Origin of the sequence: Streptomyces sp. CA-251387, assembly GCF_050936625.1 — a bacterium.
Lineage (GTDB): Bacteria > Actinomycetota > Actinomycetes > Streptomycetales > Streptomycetaceae > Streptomyces.
Genome location: NZ_JBNJMJ010000001.1, coordinates 3,626,972 through 3,642,372, shown reverse-complemented (window position 1 = coordinate 3,642,372; position 15,401 = coordinate 3,626,972). Strand labels below are relative to the sequence as shown.

Here is a 15,401-nt window from a genome sequence, read left to right as displayed (position 1 = left end):
GGCGGGAGCCGGGACCGGGGCTTGAGCGTCCTGTGCCGGTCCTACTGGAACTCCTGTGCGGGTCCTACTGGGACTGGGCCTGGGACTCGCTCCGGGCCCGGTCCCGGCGGCGCAGCAGGAGCAGACCGCCGGCGAGGGCCGTGATGCCCGTGGCGGCGGTCCAGCCGATGATCTCGTTCGAGCCGGTGGCGGCGAGGTCACCGTCGGCGGCGGAAGAGGCGGACGCGGAGGGCGAGGACGTGGCCCCCGTCTGCGGTCGCGGATCCGATCCCGCACCGCCCGCCCCTGCCCCTGCCGACGCGGGGGCCGACGCTGCCCCCTGCGCCTTGTCCCGCGTGAACGCCAGGGTCCCGAAGCCCAGTTGGTCGTACCCTCCGCTGTTGGGTCCGTAGTCCCCACCGCCGCCCTCCGGCGCGGACTTCGCGGCGATCCGCGTGACGTACGACGCCGGCAGGCCCCGGCGCCTGGTGTAGTGGTTGGCGATCATCGCCCAGATCGGGCGGGTCATCGCCGGGTCCACGGGGGCGGCCCGGGTCACGGTCTCCGACCCCGACCAGCCGTTGATCGCGCCCTTCTTGCGCGTGTTCGCCGTGAAGGGGACCTCCCCGCCCAGCGCCCACTTGGCGACGTACTGGGCGCCCTTGAGGAAGCGGCTGTCGTCGTAGCCGTACAGGTCGATGCCCTGGTTCCAGGCCATCTCGCAGAAGGTGCCCATCAGGCCGACGCCGAGCAGGGCGTGCCCCTGGTCGCGGCCGGCCTCCAGCCACTCGGCGAGTCCCTCGTCGTGCACGACCGGGATGGCGTTCTTGAGCGAGCCGAGGCCGTCGCCGTGCTTGAAGTAGTCGACGGCGCGGGCGACCTGGGCCTTGTCGTCGCAGAAGATGCCGGTCGCCAGGACGCAGCACATGGCGGTGAGGTCCCAGTTGGTCCAGTAGTTGCTGATGACGGCGCCGTTGTGCCTGACCAGGAAGTCGTCGCTGAGCGGTGCGAAGACACCGGTCAGCATCTCCTGGAACCGGCCGAGCTCGAAGTCGGGGTGGTCGCGGACGAGTTCGGCGGCGTTGGCGAACTGGTAGCCGTACAGCCCGGCGGCCAGAAAGCGGTCGGCGTTGCCGGCGAGTGCGGTCAGCTTCGCCGACCAGGCGTTCAGGATCGCCACGGCGGTGTCGAGGTGCGCGCTGTCGCCGCTGACGTGTGCGCGCAGGGCGTTCTGGTAGGCCGCGTGGATGTCGCGGTAGAGGATCCCGTAGTTCTGGCCCGCTCCTCCCCGGATAACCGTCGCCTGCGGGTTCGCCGTCCAGCCGCTCTGCGCGTGCCGGTTGGCGGTCAGCTTGGCGAACCCGGCCGTGTAGGGAGCGGCGCCCGCCCTCACCTTCGCGGCCATACGGTCGAGGTCGGCGCCGGTGTGCAGAAGGCCGGGGTGGGCGTAGCCGGGGCCGGCCGCCACGGCGGGGCCGGGGAGCGCGGCCGTACCGATACCGGCGGCTCCGGCTGCCACGCCCGCGGCCTTGAGCATGCTCCGGCGGCTGATCTGTCGTGTCACTGCGTCATTCCTCGCGTGCCTGCGGCTGGGGACGGTGAGGAGACGGCGGGAGACTGCGGGGGATAACAAAAACCGTACGACGCCGATCCGGACGCCCACGAAGACACGAGGAGCCGTATCCGATGACCATCCGCAGGATCGTCCCCAACCTCCAGGTCGACTCCGAGAAGCAGCTGGAGACGAGCCGGGACTTCTACGGCCTGCTCGGCTTCGAGGAGGTCATGAGCATGGGCTGGGTGACGACCATGGCGTCCCCCGCCAACCCCACCGCCCAGATCAGCTTCTTCACCGAGGAACGCACCGCCCCCGTCGTCCCCGACCTGAGCGTGGAGGTCGAGGACGTCGACGCCGTGTACGCGCAGGTGCTGGCGTCGGGCGCGGAGGTCGTACGGGAGATTCGGGACGAGGAGTGGGGCGTACGGCGGTTCTTCGTACGCGATCCGAACGGGCGGGTGGTGAATGTGCTGACGCACCACCCGAAGTAGCTCACCCGCGCCGGTCGGCCACGGCCCACGACGCCAGCGCCACCGCCCCGGCCACCCCGAACACGGCAGGCCAGGCGCCCACTTTCTTGGCCAGCGGATGCGATCCGGCGAAGGCGGCGACATACGCGGCGCTCAGTGCCCCCGCCGCCTTTCCGCCGGCCTGCTGTCGCCACTGCCGTGCCGCCGCTGCCCCGGCAACGGCCAGCACGGCCCCGCCGAGCTGCCGCTTCCTCGTCCAGCGGGCCACCCCGTACCCGCCGACGAGCCCGCCCGCGGCGACCACCGCGCTGGGAACCTTCGCCATGTCTGCCTCCCACTCCTCGGTGAACCTGAGTCCACCCTTGTCAATTTTCCTCTCCGGAGTTATATAAAAACCGTAGGGCATCGCACCAGCAGCGCCTGATGAGAGGAGTGACCTGTGATGCTCATGCGTACCGACCCGTTCCGCGAATTCGACCGACTCGCGCAGCAGGTCTTCGGCAGCACGCGACCCGCGGCCATGCCGATGGACGCCTACCGGTCCGGGGACGACTTCATCGTCCACTTCGACCTCCCCGGCATCGACCCCGAGACGATCGAGCTCGACGTCGAACGCAACGTCCTGAACGTCCGCGCCGAGCGTCGCAGCCCCGCTCCCGACGACGCGGAGCTGCTCGTCACCGAACGGCCCACGGGCACCTTCACCCGCCAGCTGTTCCTCGGCGACACCCTCGACACGGACCGCATCGACGCCTCCTACGAGGCCGGTGTGCTGACCCTGCGCGTCCCCGTGGCCGAGCAGGCCAAGCCGCGCCGCATCCAGATCACGGGCGGCGACCGCAAGCAGCTCGGCAAGTGACCTGAGCGAGAACCGAACGAGAACCGAACGAGAGGCGTCCCGCAGGCGAGTGCCGGGCCTGCGGGACGCGGCACGCCCCTGCGCGCAACGGAGGAGGAGCCCGCACGATGACCATGACGACGGTGCCGACCCCGGCGAACCCGCTCCGGAACCCGTCCCGGAATCCGTCCCGAGGCCGGACGGTGAGCTGCCCCCGATGGTCCGAACTGATCGAAAAGGTACGGGACTCCGGGCAGTACGCGACGACGGCGGAGGCCGAGCGCGTCACCCGCATCGTCCTGTCGGCCCTCGGCGGCCATGTGATCGGCGACGAACGGGTCGAACTGGCCCGTGCCCTGCCCGAGGAGGCGGCCAGAGTGATCGCGTCCCAGATCCCCGCCACGCGTCCCCTCACCGCGGCGGAGTTCGTCGACTCGATCGCCGCCCGCATCGAGGGAGCCACGCCGGCCACGGCCCGCTGGGACGTCAGCTCGGTCCTGAGCGTCCTGCCGAAGCTCGTCGGCGACGACCTGCTGGACCGTATCCTGCGGCAACTCCCGTCCGGATACGCCCTGTTGTTCGGCAGGGCGGAACTCGCGCCGGCCGAGTGACCGACCTCAGGAACTCCGCCGCCGAGCCTCGCCCCTCCGCCACTCGGCGCGTGCCCGCAGCTCCGCCGAGCACCCCGCGCCGATGGCGCACCCGGCGGCGGTGAGGGCGAGGCCCGGCGTGCTCCGCCCCGTCAGTGCGGGTTGAAGCAAGGGCCCGTACGTCAGCCGGGCCGTACGTCAGCCGCGCCGTGCGTCAGCCGCCTTGGACGTCAGCCGCCTTGTACGTCAGCCCTCCCGTACGTCAGTCCTCGTCCCGCTCGGCCGCGGTCAGCTGCTCGGCGAGGGCGTGGAGGACGCACAGGTTCGGGATCCCGGCGGCGACGGTGCCCCACACCTGCCACCGCCCGCTCGCGCGTACGGCGACGGAACCGTTGAGGATCTCGATCCGCTGCACCTGCGCCCACCGCAGGGACGCGCCCCGTGAGCCGATCTCTTCCCTGGTGATCCACACAGGGCCGAAGGCGAGCCGCGCCCCCTCGGCCAGCGCGGCCAGGGCCCGCGGTACCTGGGAGTCGGTGACGGCCCGGTGGATCTCGGGCCCCCACACCTCCGGCCGGCCGAAGTCGCCGTGGCGCAGCACGATCCGCTCACCGTCGACGTCGACGAGCACATGGGCGCGGGCGAGGCCCTGCGGGGACAGCACCCTGCGCCGGCGCACCGTCGTGGTGTCGTAGCGGACGACATGGATCCGCCCGTCGACGGCGGCCGTCAGCCCCTGCTCGTACAGATCCAGCCGCGCGCCCGCGCTCGCCCCGCCGCCACCCCCGGCCCGCAGCAGGCGCCGCACGCCCACGACGGCGACCCGCCACACCCCGGGTTCGGCGAGCGGCGCCCGGTAGGTGGCACGCCGTCTGCCGAGACGCGCCCGCCCCGCGGCTTCGGAGATCCTCGCCAGCAGCAGTTCGTCGGCGCGGTTGCCGTCGTGGTCCTGGTGGGTTCCGTCGCTCATGCCGCACCTGCCCGTCCGTGTCCGATGTCCGCCGAGACCCTCGTCGGCAGCAACTCGTCGATGCGCCCGCCGTCGCCGTCCCCGCGAGCCCCGTCGCGGCCCCGGTGAGTCCCGCCGCTCACGACACCCCGTTGCCCCCCGTCGCCCACACCGCCCCGCTGCCCCCTGCCCTTCACGCCGCGCCTGCCCTTCACGCCGCGCCTGCCCTTCACGCCGCGCGTGCCCGTCACGCCGCGCCTGCCCGTCCGCGACCGCGCCCCGCATCGTCCCCGCGCAGGACCGACCACCGTGCCCGGCGCAGCAGTTCGCCCGGCGCCACCCCGAGGTCCTCGGCGAGGCGCCTGCCCGTGCGGTCGAACACGGCCAGGGCCTCGGCCCGCCGGCCGGCGCGGTGCAGCGCGTGCATCAGCAGGGCGGCGACGGGTTCGTTCAGCGGCTGTTCCAGGGCCAGTGCGGACAGGTCGGCGACCGCGTCGGTGACCCGGCCGAGCCTCAGCTGCCACTGCGCCTTGCGCTGCGCCAGGGCGACCCTGCGCTCGACGAGCCGCAGCCGCTCCAACTCGGCCAGCGGCCCGGGCAGTCCGGCGAGCGGCTCACCCCGGAACAGCTCCAGCGCCCGGGCGCACAGCCGCACCGCCTCGGCCGGATCACCGGCCCGCTCGGCGGCCCCGGCCGCGGTGATTAATTCCTCCATGCACGTCACGTCCACGTCGACCACGCCGGTCGCCAGCCGATAGCCGTACCGGTCCCGCCTGATCACCGAGTCCGGGCAGTCCCCGAGCCGCAGGCTCTTGCGCAGCCGGTACACATAGACCGGTACGACGTTGGCGCCGGGCGACTCCATCCCCCATACGCCGTCCAGCAGTTCCTGCCGGCTGACCGACCGGCCCGGGCTGAGCGCCAGCGCCGCCAGCACGGCCTGCTGCCGGACCGGCCCGATGTCCACGGGCTGCCCGGCGAGCCAGGCCCTGGGCGGGCCGAGCACGCCGACCCGAAGCCGTGCGTCGGGGGAGGGCCCGGTGCCCCCGCGGAGGGTGGCTCCCGGTCCCAGGAGCACCGCCTGCCTGCGCGGCCCCTGCCCCGGCACGACCAGACCGCAGTCGAAGGCGTGCACGATGGCGGCGGCCCGGTCCGGCAGCCCCAGCTTCCTCAGGATGTGCCCCAGATGCCCGGCCACCACCGGCTCGGGCAGCGCGAGCGCCTCGGCGATCTCGGCGTCCCCCAGGCCGCAGCCGAGCGCGTAGAGCACCTCGCGCTCTTGGGCGGTGAGGGCGATGGCGTCCGGGCGTCCCTGGGGTGCGGTCGTCGTCGGCATGGTGGTTCCCCGTTCTCCGGACCGGTCGACGAAGAGTCGTCCCGGTCGATCACCTCGATGGCATCGAAGCTGGCCGACGTGGAGGAAACGTGGACAGGGCATTGAACCGGTCATATGTGACCGGTGACCCGGCTAAAGTCCCTCACCTGCGGAAAGGCGATACTCAGGCGCAATTCAGAGACAACTCAGGGACAACTCAGGGGGGAAGGGCCGTGACCTGTGGCCAGTGAGTTCGGGACGGTCCTGCGGCGGCTGCGCGTCCGGAAGGGGATGACCCAGGAAGAGCTGGAGCGGCGTTCCGGCGTCAGCGTGAGCACCATCCGCGGCCTGGAGACCGGCAACCGCTCCCGCTCCAACCCGCGCATGACCACGGTGCAGAAGCTGGCCGACGCGCTCGCCCTGCAGCCCGAGGAGCGCGAGGAGTTAATGAGGGCCGCCGTTCCCGGGAACCAGGGCGGCATCCGACGGGACCAACTCACCACCGAGGAGCCGAGCCCGGAGGAACCGGCCCCGGAACAGCCGCCCTCCGCAGCCCCCGACGCCCCGGCGGAGGCGACCGAGCAACTCGCGAAGGCGGTGGCCGCCCGCTGGCAGCGCGAGGAGGAGCAACGGCAGATCCAGGACCCCTACCCGCTCCCCGTCCGCTGGCGCGTGGCCGACGAGGACCTCATCGACCACTGGGCGAACATCCGCCGCCTCCCACCGGGAGCCGCGAACGACCCCCTGGATCCGAGCGGCCGTCTGGAACACATCGCGAAGATCTACCGGGACATCCCCTCCGGACGGCTGGTCGTCCTCGGCAGATCCGGCTCCGGGAAGACGATCCTGACCCTGCGCTTCGTCCTCGACCACCTGAAGACGCGCGCCCCCGAGGAACCCGTCCCGGTGATCTTCAGCATCGGTTCCTGGAACCCCACCACCCTCACCCTGCGCGACTGGCTGACCGAACAGCTGATGCGGGACCACCCCGGTACGGCCGCCCGCAGCCCCGGCAGGGCGAGCCTGGCCGCCGCGCTGGTCGACTCCGGCCGGGTGCTCCCGGTCCTGGACGGCTTCGACGAGATCGCCGACGGCCTGCGCCGCCCCGCCCTGGAGGCCCTCAACGCCACCACGCTGCCCCTCCTGCTCACCAGCCGCCCCGGCGAATACGCCGCCGCGGTCGCCGAGACCGACGTACTGACCGCCGCCGCAGCGGTCGAGGTCACCGACCTCACCCTCGACGACCTGGCCGCCTACCTGCCCCGCACCACCCGCAAGCCCAACCCCGCGAACCCCGCCGAGGGCGCCTGGGACCCCGTACTGAGAACACTGCGCACACTGCAGCAGCAGTCGGAGTCCGACGGACCCGCACCCCCTCTCGCCACGGTCCTGACGACGCCCCTGATGGTGTCGCTCGCCCGCACCGTCTACAGCGACACCCCCGACCACAACCCGGCCGACCTCCTCGACACCGAACGCTTCGGCACCCCCGAGCAGTTGGAGGACCACCTCCTCGACAACTTCCTCCCCACCGTCTACCGCCACCGCCCCCAGAACGGACCCCGCGACTGCGACCCGGACCGCGCCCGCCGCTGGCTCGGCCACCTCGCCCACCACCTGACCCGGCAGAAGACCCCCGACCTCGCCTGGTGGCGCCTCGGCAACGGACTGCGCCGCTCCACCCGCACCCTCGTCACCGCCCTCGTGGCGGGACTGGCCATCGGCCTCGTCGACGGCGCCGTCAGCGCCGCCTACCACGGCACGCTCACGGGCCCCCTCGTGGACGGGACGCTCGTAGGGCTCCTCGCCGGCCTCATGTTCGGGCTCGTGCACTGGCTGACGTACACGGCCAAGGGCAAACACGTCATGCCGTCCGCCGTACGCCTGCAGATCCGCGGCCGGCCCAGGACCACCACCTGGACGGCCGGGCCCCGCCTGGTGATCGGCACACTCGGCGGGGCGATGTTCGGATTCGCGTACGGATTCCTCGTCGGCCTCGTGAAGTCGTACGCCTGGACCGACGCCTCGACCATGCTGCACATCGGCCTCGTCGACGGGCTCGTCTACGGCCTGGTCTTCGGCGCCGGCACCGGACTGACCTTCTGCGTCCTCGGCCTCCTCGAAACCCCCCTCGACCTCGAGTCCGCCGTCAACCCGCGCACCCTCCTGACCACCAACCGAGCCACCGTCACCACCCAACTCCTCGTCTGGGCACCCACCTTCGGCGCCGTCGTCGGACTCGGCAGCGGAGCGGCGGTCGACCTCCTGGACGGTCCGCTCGGCCCGCTCACCTGGCCCTCCGAAGCCAGCCTCCTGCTCGGCATCATCAGCGGCCTCGGCGCCGCCCTCGGCTACGCCCTGACCCTGACCGCCTGGGGCCAGTGGCTCGTCCTCACCCGGATCTGGCTGCCGTTGACGGGACGCCTGCCGTGGGCCGTGGTCACGTTCCTGGAGGACGCCTACCAGCGGGGCGTGCTGCGCCAGGCCGGCGCGGTCTACCAGTTCCGCCACGCCCGTCTGCAACACCACCTCGCCGAGCGCCATCGCCGCTCCGGTAGCTCCGTTACTCCGGGGGGCCTTCACGACGATTTCATCGCTCCTCCCTAGCGTCTCGCACCACAGCACCAGCCAGAAGGTGCCAGCCAGAACGTGCCGACACGTCATCAGCACTGTCTGCGCCTCGGCACGACCGGACCGGACCAGGGGGACAACGACACCCATGCCTACGACCAGCCGACTCATGCGCCGCGCCAAAACCGTCGCCCTCACGGCGGCCATGACGGCCGCCGCCGCCCTCACACCCACCGTCGCACAGGCCGACGACGCCCCTCGCCACTACTACATCGAGCTCGGCGGCACCGGCTCCGCGCTGCCCGCGCCCGACTGCACCCGGACGTTCGGCTTCGCCAACCAGCACCTGGAGCCGGGCGCCGCGTTCGTCCCCGTCTGCTACCCGGCCAGCGCCGGCCCCTGGCTCAACGGCCAGAACCAGGGGCCGGACCTCACCGCACAGAGCTACGACAGCAGCGTCGCGAAGGGCTACGAGAACCTCCTGGCCGCCGCCGAGAAGACCCACCGCGAGCACCCGACCGCCCGCCTCACGATCGTCGGCTACTCCCAGGGCGCCCAGGCCGCCGACGCCGTACTGGAGACGATCGCGAACGGCGGCACCGACATCCCGCGCGAACTGGTCGACGGCAAGCTGTACGCCGACCCGAAGCAGCCCGAGACCGGCATGTGGGCCAAGGTCCCCAAGGGCCTGGGCGCCCTCGGCTTCACCTCCACCGGCCCCGGCCCCACGGAGTTCCCGGGCGTCCCGGTCGCCCGCTTCTGCATCCGCGGCGACCTGGCCTGCGACGCCACCACGCCCGTTGCCGCCTTCGACTTCTTCCTCACCGACGTGCACGGGCGCTACGCCCAGGACGGCAACGTCATGACCAAGACCATCGCCCAGGAGGGCCTCAACGGGGTCTACTGGTACTAGTCCTGACTTCACCGGAACAGGGGAAAGCCCAGGCCGGAGCCTCTCCGGCCTGGGCTTTCCCCTGTTCCGGCCGTGCTATGCAGTGCTATGCAGTGCTCTGTCTGCCGTGAGATGGCGTGATCAGCTGCGGCTCGGATGCCCGGAGCCCCGCTCCAGCACGACCGTCCGCATCCCCCCGGGCCCGCTCTCCTCGTGCCTGACGCGCAGCCCGGCGGCGTGGAGTTGTTCCAGCACCCAGGCGTGGGAGAGCCGCAGCTTGCGGTAACTGTGGGCGGTGAGGGTCCAGTCGGCGTCGGCGCTGTCCCGGGTGTGGAGCAGGTCGTGCACGACGACCGTGTAGGCGTCGTAGTCGTCCGGGTACTCCAGGAAACAGGTCATGATCCGGTCCTCGGTGGCCCGGACCGGGAGGAAACGGTCGGTGCCGGTGAGCGGCACCGTCAGGTCGCGGTAGGCGAACACGGCCGTCCCTCCGGGCGCGAGCGCGGCGGCGACGTCGGAGAAGAGGGCGGCCACATCACCTCGGGTAGGCAGATGCGTCAGCGTGTCACCCAGGCATACGACGGCCCCCGCCGACCCCGGCCGCACCAGCTCCCGCAGAGCGGTGCGCACATCCGCCCGCACCGGCCGCACCGCCGGCATGTCACGGGCGTGCGCGGCGAGTTCGTTCAGCAAAGGCCGGCTCAGATCGACCGCGAGGACGCAGTCGTGGCCCAGATCGGCCAGGGCGAGGCTGGTGTGTCCCGGCCCGCACCCCAGATCCACGGCGAGCGACCCGTCCCCCGGCCCCGAGCCCGGCACCACGCCCCACCTCACGAGCAGATCACGCTGGGCGGCGACGAGCGCGTCGAGATCACCGCCGAGCATCCAGGTGTAGTGCTCGGCGAGAAACCGGTCGTAGTGGTCGACGGCTTGACCGACGGGTTGGGCGGTGGCGGCAATGGCGGCGGCGGTCGTCATGGGACGAGGGCTCCCTTCAGTCCGGCAGACGAGGGAAATCTAGGCCGTGATACGGGAGTTGAGCGGCCGGGCCGAACGAAATTCGGTGCCCCGGGAAGAATGACGGCCATGGACGACACTGATTCGGCGATCCTCACCCATCTCCAGCGCGATGCACGGCTCACCAACCGCGAACTCGCCCGCAAGGTCGGCATCGCACCCTCCACCTGCCTGGAACGAGTCCGCGCCCTGCGCGCCCGCGGCGTGATCACCGGCTACCACGCGGCCGTACAGCCACGCCTGTTGGGCCGCTCCCTCCAGGCTCTGGTCTTCGCCCGCCTGCGCCCCCTGAGCCGCGAGGTGATCTACGACTTCGAGACCTACCTCACCCAGCTCCCCGAGGTCGTCTCGGTCTTCGTGGTCTCCGGCGACGACGACTTCCTCGTCCACGTGGCCGTCCCGGACATCGAGCACCTGCACGCCTTCCTCATGGACCGCTTCAGCGCCCGCCGCGAGGTCGTGAGCTTCCGCAGCTCGGTGATCTACCGGCAGACGGGCACGCGCGTACTGACGCCCCTTGAGACCGACTGAGCCTCACACCCCGTCGAGCAGCGACATGAGCCCGTGGTCGAGTTCCGGCCCCAGATCCTCTCTCCCCGGCTCGACGACGGCGTACGACCGCTGCAGAAACCGCCGAAGAGAGGCCGTACCGAATCTGACGGCGGCCATGCCGTGCGCCCCGTGGAACTCGATGACCGTACGGGCCCGCTCGCACGGCCGTATGCGCACGTCCCCGATCCCGGCGGCCGTCTCCAGCCCCTCCTCCAGCAGTGAACGGGCGAATGCCCAGGTGACCCCGTTCTCGTCGGCCGAGACGCAGGCCGGGAAGTCGACGTGCACGGCGAAGGGTGCGAGGGCGTCGTAGCGCAGGGTGAGGCGGATCGGCAGCTCCGGGTAGCCGGGGGTGACGAGGCGGGCGCGGACGGGCTGTTCGAGGGGGAAGCGCATGGTCGGTCTGCTCCGTTGTCGGTGACTGTGCGCCTTGTCGACTCGGTGACGGGCCTGTTGATTACGGAAAACGGCAGCCCCATAGCTGTGATCTAACTCACGCGAACCATTTAGTTGAGTTTTAAGTCATCTACGCTGACAAACTCGCAGCCCTCATCGGCTCGCATCAGCCCACCAGCTCGTCAGCCCCTCAGCTCAGCAGGCAACTGGAGCGTTCCTGCCATGTCCGACGGTTCTCCCAAGGTGCCTGCCCAGGCGTCACCTCCCGCGTCGCCCCCCGCGTCCGCCACCGCCTCGTACGCCCGCATCTACGAGGAACAGCAGCCGCGCCTCGTCGCCTACGCGCGCTCGCTCACCCGCAACAACTCCTGGGCCGCCGAGGACCTGGTCGCCGAGGCGCACTTCCGCGTCTGGCGGCGGCTGTCGGCCGGGCACGAGATCGAGAACGTACCGGCGTACCTGATGACCACGGTGCGGCACTTGGCGGCGACGGCCGTCGGCGAGGCGCGCGAGACCCCGCACGACCCGCGGACCGCCGCCGAGCGGACGGGGAACCCCGCCCACGCCGAGACCGGTTCGGTGGACCCCGCCGAACAGGTCTCGGAAGTCGACCTGTTGGTACGGGTGCTCGGCCAGCTGCCCGAACGCTGGGTCCAGGCCCTGTGGCTGGCGGAGGCGGAGGGCCAGCCGCTGGAGACGGTCGGGCAGCGCATCGGCGCCAAGCAGGGCGCGACGGCCGTACTCCTGCACCGCGCCCGCGAGGGCATGCGCCAGGCCTTCCTGCGCTCCCAGACCGGCGCCCCCGACGACCCCGCGTGCGAGGTCCACTGGGTGCGCATGCCGGCCTACGTCCGCGACAACGCGACGCCCCGCCAGTCGGCACGCCTGCTCGCCCACGTGGACGCCTGCGACGACTGCCGCGGCCGGCTCGCGGTCCTCATGCGCGCCAACGACCGCCTGCCCGCACTCGTCGGCCCGGCCCTGCTGGTCTTCGCCGTCGGCGGCGCGGGCAAGTTCCTGCTGCCGTGGGCAGCGGGCTCCGTCGGCGCCACGTCCGCACTGAGCGGCCAGCTCGGCAGCGCCCTGCACACCGCCCGGCAGGCGGTGACCGGCGGCGCGGGCGGTGCGAAGGTGCCGACCGCGATCGCCGCCGGGGCGACGGTCGCGGGCGCGGCCCTCGCGATGATGATCGCCCTGGGCGCGAACGACCCCTCTCCGGCGCCGTCTTCGCCACGGGTGCCATTGGCGGAGGCGCCGCTGGCCTCACGGCCGTGGGAGGGGTCTGGCGTGGCGGCGGAGGTGCCGGGGGAGCGGGGTGGGGCGGCGGGGGTGCCTCGGAACGGGCAGGACGGGCAGGGCTGGCAGGGCTGGGCGGACGGCGGGGGTGGGTCTTCGGCCGGCGTTGATGGTGCTGATGATTCGGGTACGGCTGTGAGTGCGGGCCGGGGTGTGGTGGTTGCGGGGGAGTCGGGGGCTGAGGTGCCGGTGGATGAGATGCCGGGAGCGGCGGCGCCCGGGACCGAGGAACCGGCACCGGTCGGTGATGGGGCCGGTGATGCGCCGGTGACTGAGGCTCCGGTGGAGGACACGCCCCCGCAGGGCGAAGCGACGCCGGGTGGCGAGGGTCCGGCCGCTCCTGTGCCTGCCGCCCCTGTGCCGGCAGCTCCGGCTGATCCGGTGGAGGAGCAGCCGGAGGTACCGGTGCAGGAGCCGGCGTACCCGTCGACCCCGACTCCCGTACAGCCGGGGCCGGTTGAGGAGGAGCCGGAAGTCCCGGAGACCCCGGAGACACCTGCGAGCCCGGAGACACCTGCGATCCCGGAGGCGCCGGAAACCCCCCCACCGGAGACGACCGATCCCGCACCCGCACCCGCACCCACACCGGCCCCTGCCCCCGCACCCGCCCCCACCCCGCAGCCAACACCCGAGGACCCCGGCGACAACTGCGGGCACTGATCGGCGGTCGGCCGGACGCCGGAACCGGCCGGAGTCCCGTCGGCGGCGGCCGCCACTGACGGGCATTGAAGTGACTCACGTCACCCCAAGTCACGCACATAGAAAGCGGCTGCTGCCCCCGCGGTGCTGGCATGCTCATGCATGACTACTGCGGGGTAACCACCGTCTGCGCGCAGCGCCGGAACGGCCGTCTCGACCTGCCTCGACACGCCCTTCCTCGGCGCGGCACGCCCGCTCCCCGCCCGTCACCTCCTGCAGCGCACCCCCATACACCGCTCCCGAGGAAACACGCGTGCACAGACCCATGCTCAAGAGGCATGCCTTACTGACGGCAGCCACCATCGCGGCCCTGCTCGCCACCGGCTGCTCCACCGCCTCCCCGACCGCCACCGCAACGCCGACCACGACGGCGTCCGAAACCCCCGAGGCCGCCGCGGTCCGGGAGCAACTCGCCGTCGTACCGGCCCCGTCCGGCACGGCAACTCCCACCGCCGTGGCCGACCGAGGCGAGGGAGGCAGGGCGAGGAAGTCCTCCCTCAAGGTCGCCTCGTACGACAGGAAGAGCGGACGGGCCGTCATCTCGGCGCCCTCCGCCGCGAAACCGACGAAGCCGACGACCGGGCCCCCGGCCAGTTCCCCGGCAGACCCCTCAGCCGAGCCCTCGACCAGTTCCTCATCCAGTCCCTCAACCAGTCCACCGGCCAGTCCCTCGCCCCAACCCCCGGTCGCCGTTGGCGACATCATCGCCAGCGCCCCCGCCCCCGGCGCCCCCGACGGCGTGCTGGCCGAGGTCACGGAGGTCGTAGGCGCCACGGAGGACGGCCGTACGACCGTCGAGACGGAACCGGCGAAGCTCAACTCCGTGCTCGGCGAGAGCAAGGCAGAGGGCACGGTCCCGGTGGACCCGTCGGCCGTAGAGGTCGAGCCGCTCGTCAAGGGCGTGAAGGTCTCCTGGGCGAAGACAGGCGACCTCCACTTCGGCCCCGAGGGCGCGAAACTCCCGCTGGGCAGCCTGCGTATCGACGTGGGCGCGGCGGTCGCCACCGCGCAGGGTGCCCCGGCGTCGGCGGCCGCGTCCGTGGAGGGCTTCGTCCAGCTCGCCCCCGAGGTCGCGTTCTCGTACGACGGCTCCGGCACCGGTGCCTCGCCCGGCGGCGCCTTCCTGGGCCTGTCCGGCGACTGGGCCTCCCAGTGGTCCCTGAAGGGCCGCGCGGCCGCCTCGACCGGCGCACAGCCGATCCGCATCCCCTTCGCCGAACTGCGCGCCGACCCGGTGATCCAGGTCGGCCCGATCCCCGTAGTCGTCAACCTGGCCCTGACCTGCTACATCCAGGTGAACGCGGACGGCCGGGTCACCGTGGACGTCGAACAGGACCTCAAGGGTGACTTCCGGGTCGGCGGCACATTCTCCTGGGCCAAGGGCTGGACCCCGGTCAGCGAGTCCGACATGACGGGCGAGCCTTTGAAGGCCCGCGTCAAGGCCGCCGGAGACGTCAAGGCCGCCCTGGGCGCCGAGGCCACCGTCGGCCTCTACGGCACCGTAGGCGTCACCGCCGACCTGGCCCCGTACGTCCGCGCCCACGCCGACGCGTCGGCCGAGGCCTCCTCCGACGGCTCGGCCTCGGTGTCCGGCACCTACGCCTTCTACGGCGGCGTGGACCTGACCGGCTCCCTCCAGCTCCAACTGACCATCTTCGGTACGCCCGTCTTCCAGAAGAAGATCCCGCTGGGCGCCCTGCATCGCGAGTGGCTGCTGACGAAGGGGGAGGGAGCGGCGACAGCGAGCCCGGCGAGGACAACCGGTTGACCGCCCTGCTGGCCGTCAACCGGTTGACCGCCCCGCGGGCCGCGCCGACGCTGTCCCTCGGCTCGGCCCGGGTTCACCTGACGGTGAGGTGACCGGCCGTCACCCCTACGGCCAGGAGATCAGCCGTCACCCCACGATCGGGCGCCCAGCCGCCGCCCCACGGCCGGGCGCCCGGCGTCACACATTCAGTCGTCCGAGCTCGAGCTCGAGCGCGATCCCCGGCCCGACCCCCGCCCCGCCCACGCCACCAACTCGCCCAGCGCAAGGGTCACAGCAGCCACTCCGCGCACCCAGGGCGGTCCACCCCGCGAAGCCCACACGACACAGACGCACCCTCCGACGACGAGCCCGAGAACACCGACCAAGACGAGCACGATCACGCTCACTCCCCCTACTACTTCCTCTGAGGTCCGCGCAATCCTCTCAGCCACCGGAACAGGCTCCGGAACCGGAACAGGCCTCGGAACCGGAGCTGGGCCGCCCGCCAGCCCATTCGGGTGCTCCTAGTCCG

At 72.1% G+C, this 15,401-nt stretch carries 15 protein-coding genes; 8 read left to right on the top strand and 7 right to left on the bottom strand.

Features of this window, described 5'->3' with window-relative positions:
• Window positions 1-64: 64 nt before the first annotated feature.
• The gene (locus ACQEV2_RS16140; protein WP_433041026.1) at window positions 65-1,543 is read right to left on the bottom strand and encodes an alginate lyase family protein; all 1,479 of its coding nucleotides are present in this window, start codon (window positions 1,541-1,543) and stop codon (window positions 65-67) included.
• 122 nt (window positions 1,544-1,665) lie between these two features.
• Between ACQEV2_RS16140 and ACQEV2_RS16135 the strand changes: the two genes are divergently transcribed.
• Entirely contained in the window at window positions 1,666-2,028 is a 363-nt protein-coding gene (locus ACQEV2_RS16135; RefSeq protein ID WP_433041023.1) for a VOC family protein, read from the top strand.
• A 1-nt stretch (window position 2,029) separates the two neighbouring features.
• Here ACQEV2_RS16135 and ACQEV2_RS16130 read toward each other — a convergent pair whose 3' ends face one another.
• Window positions 2,030-2,332 carry a hypothetical protein gene (locus ACQEV2_RS16130; RefSeq protein WP_433041020.1) on the bottom strand — a complete coding sequence of 101 codons (303 nt, stop codon included), beginning with the start codon at window positions 2,330-2,332 and terminating at the stop codon, window positions 2,030-2,032.
• 117 nt (window positions 2,333-2,449) lie between these two features.
• Between ACQEV2_RS16130 and ACQEV2_RS16125 the strand changes: the two genes are divergently transcribed.
• Both ACQEV2_RS16125 and ACQEV2_RS16120 read left to right on the top strand, forming a co-directional pair.
• A complete protein-coding gene (locus ACQEV2_RS16125) occupies window positions 2,450-2,866 on the top strand; it encodes an Hsp20/alpha crystallin family protein (RefSeq protein ID WP_433041017.1) in 417 nt (138 codons plus the stop codon).
• 107 nt (window positions 2,867-2,973) lie between these two features.
• On the top strand, window positions 2,974-3,456 hold the full coding sequence (locus ACQEV2_RS16120; protein WP_433041014.1) for a DUF2267 domain-containing protein: 483 nt from the start codon (window positions 2,974-2,976) through the stop codon (window positions 3,454-3,456).
• A gap of 241 nt (window positions 3,457-3,697) precedes the next feature.
• Here the strand turns inward: ACQEV2_RS16120 and ACQEV2_RS16115 are convergent, their stop codons facing one another.
• Both ACQEV2_RS16115 and ACQEV2_RS16110 read right to left on the bottom strand, forming a co-directional pair.
• Window positions 3,698-4,405, bottom strand: coding sequence for a DUF6585 family protein (locus tag ACQEV2_RS16115; RefSeq protein WP_433041011.1), 708 nt, complete (start codon window positions 4,403-4,405; stop codon window positions 3,698-3,700).
• 226 nt (window positions 4,406-4,631) lie between these two features.
• On the bottom strand, window positions 4,632-5,720 hold the full coding sequence (locus ACQEV2_RS16110) for a BTAD domain-containing putative transcriptional regulator (protein WP_433041008.1): 1,089 nt from the start codon (window positions 5,718-5,720) through the stop codon (window positions 4,632-4,634).
• A gap of 219 nt (window positions 5,721-5,939) precedes the next feature.
• On the opposite strand from ACQEV2_RS16110, the gene ACQEV2_RS16105 reads away from it, so the two are divergent.
• A complete protein-coding gene (locus ACQEV2_RS16105; protein ID WP_433041005.1) occupies window positions 5,940-8,306 on the top strand; it encodes a helix-turn-helix domain-containing protein in 2,367 nt (788 codons plus the stop codon).
• Between the two features lie 112 nt (window positions 8,307-8,418).
• Window positions 8,419-9,183: a PE-PPE domain-containing protein gene (locus tag ACQEV2_RS16100; protein WP_433041002.1), complete on the top strand. Its 765-nt coding sequence runs from the start codon at window positions 8,419-8,421 to the stop codon at window positions 9,181-9,183.
• 120 nt (window positions 9,184-9,303) lie between these two features.
• On the opposite strand, the gene ACQEV2_RS16095 is transcribed toward ACQEV2_RS16100, so the two are convergent.
• Window positions 9,304-10,140 (bottom strand): class I SAM-dependent methyltransferase, encoded by an 837-nt coding sequence (locus ACQEV2_RS16095; RefSeq protein ID WP_433040999.1) that lies wholly within the window; start codon window positions 10,138-10,140, stop codon window positions 9,304-9,306.
• A 108-nt stretch (window positions 10,141-10,248) separates the two neighbouring features.
• Between ACQEV2_RS16095 and ACQEV2_RS16090 the strand changes: the two genes are divergently transcribed.
• Window positions 10,249-10,710 (top strand): Lrp/AsnC family transcriptional regulator, encoded by a 462-nt coding sequence (locus ACQEV2_RS16090; RefSeq protein ID WP_433040996.1) that lies wholly within the window; start codon window positions 10,249-10,251, stop codon window positions 10,708-10,710.
• Window positions 10,711-10,713: 3 nt separating this feature from the next.
• Here the strand turns inward: ACQEV2_RS16090 and ACQEV2_RS16085 are convergent, their stop codons facing one another.
• A complete protein-coding gene (locus ACQEV2_RS16085) occupies window positions 10,714-11,127 on the bottom strand; it encodes an SsgA family sporulation/cell division regulator (RefSeq protein WP_433040993.1) in 414 nt (137 codons plus the stop codon).
• Window positions 11,128-11,349: 222 nt separating this feature from the next.
• On the opposite strand from ACQEV2_RS16085, the gene ACQEV2_RS16080 reads away from it, so the two are divergent.
• Both ACQEV2_RS16080 and ACQEV2_RS16075 read left to right on the top strand, forming a co-directional pair.
• Window positions 11,350-13,083, top strand: coding sequence for a sigma-70 family RNA polymerase sigma factor (locus ACQEV2_RS16080; RefSeq protein WP_433040990.1), 1,734 nt, complete (start codon window positions 11,350-11,352; stop codon window positions 13,081-13,083).
• 292 nt (window positions 13,084-13,375) lie between these two features.
• Window positions 13,376-14,890: a hypothetical protein gene (locus ACQEV2_RS16075; RefSeq protein WP_433040987.1), complete on the top strand. Its 1,515-nt coding sequence runs from the start codon at window positions 13,376-13,378 to the stop codon at window positions 14,888-14,890.
• Between the two features lie 185 nt (window positions 14,891-15,075).
• Here ACQEV2_RS16075 and ACQEV2_RS16070 read toward each other — a convergent pair whose 3' ends face one another.
• Window positions 15,076-15,270, bottom strand: coding sequence for a hypothetical protein (locus tag ACQEV2_RS16070; protein WP_433040984.1), 195 nt, complete (start codon window positions 15,268-15,270; stop codon window positions 15,076-15,078).
• Window positions 15,271-15,401 lie beyond the last annotated feature (131 nt).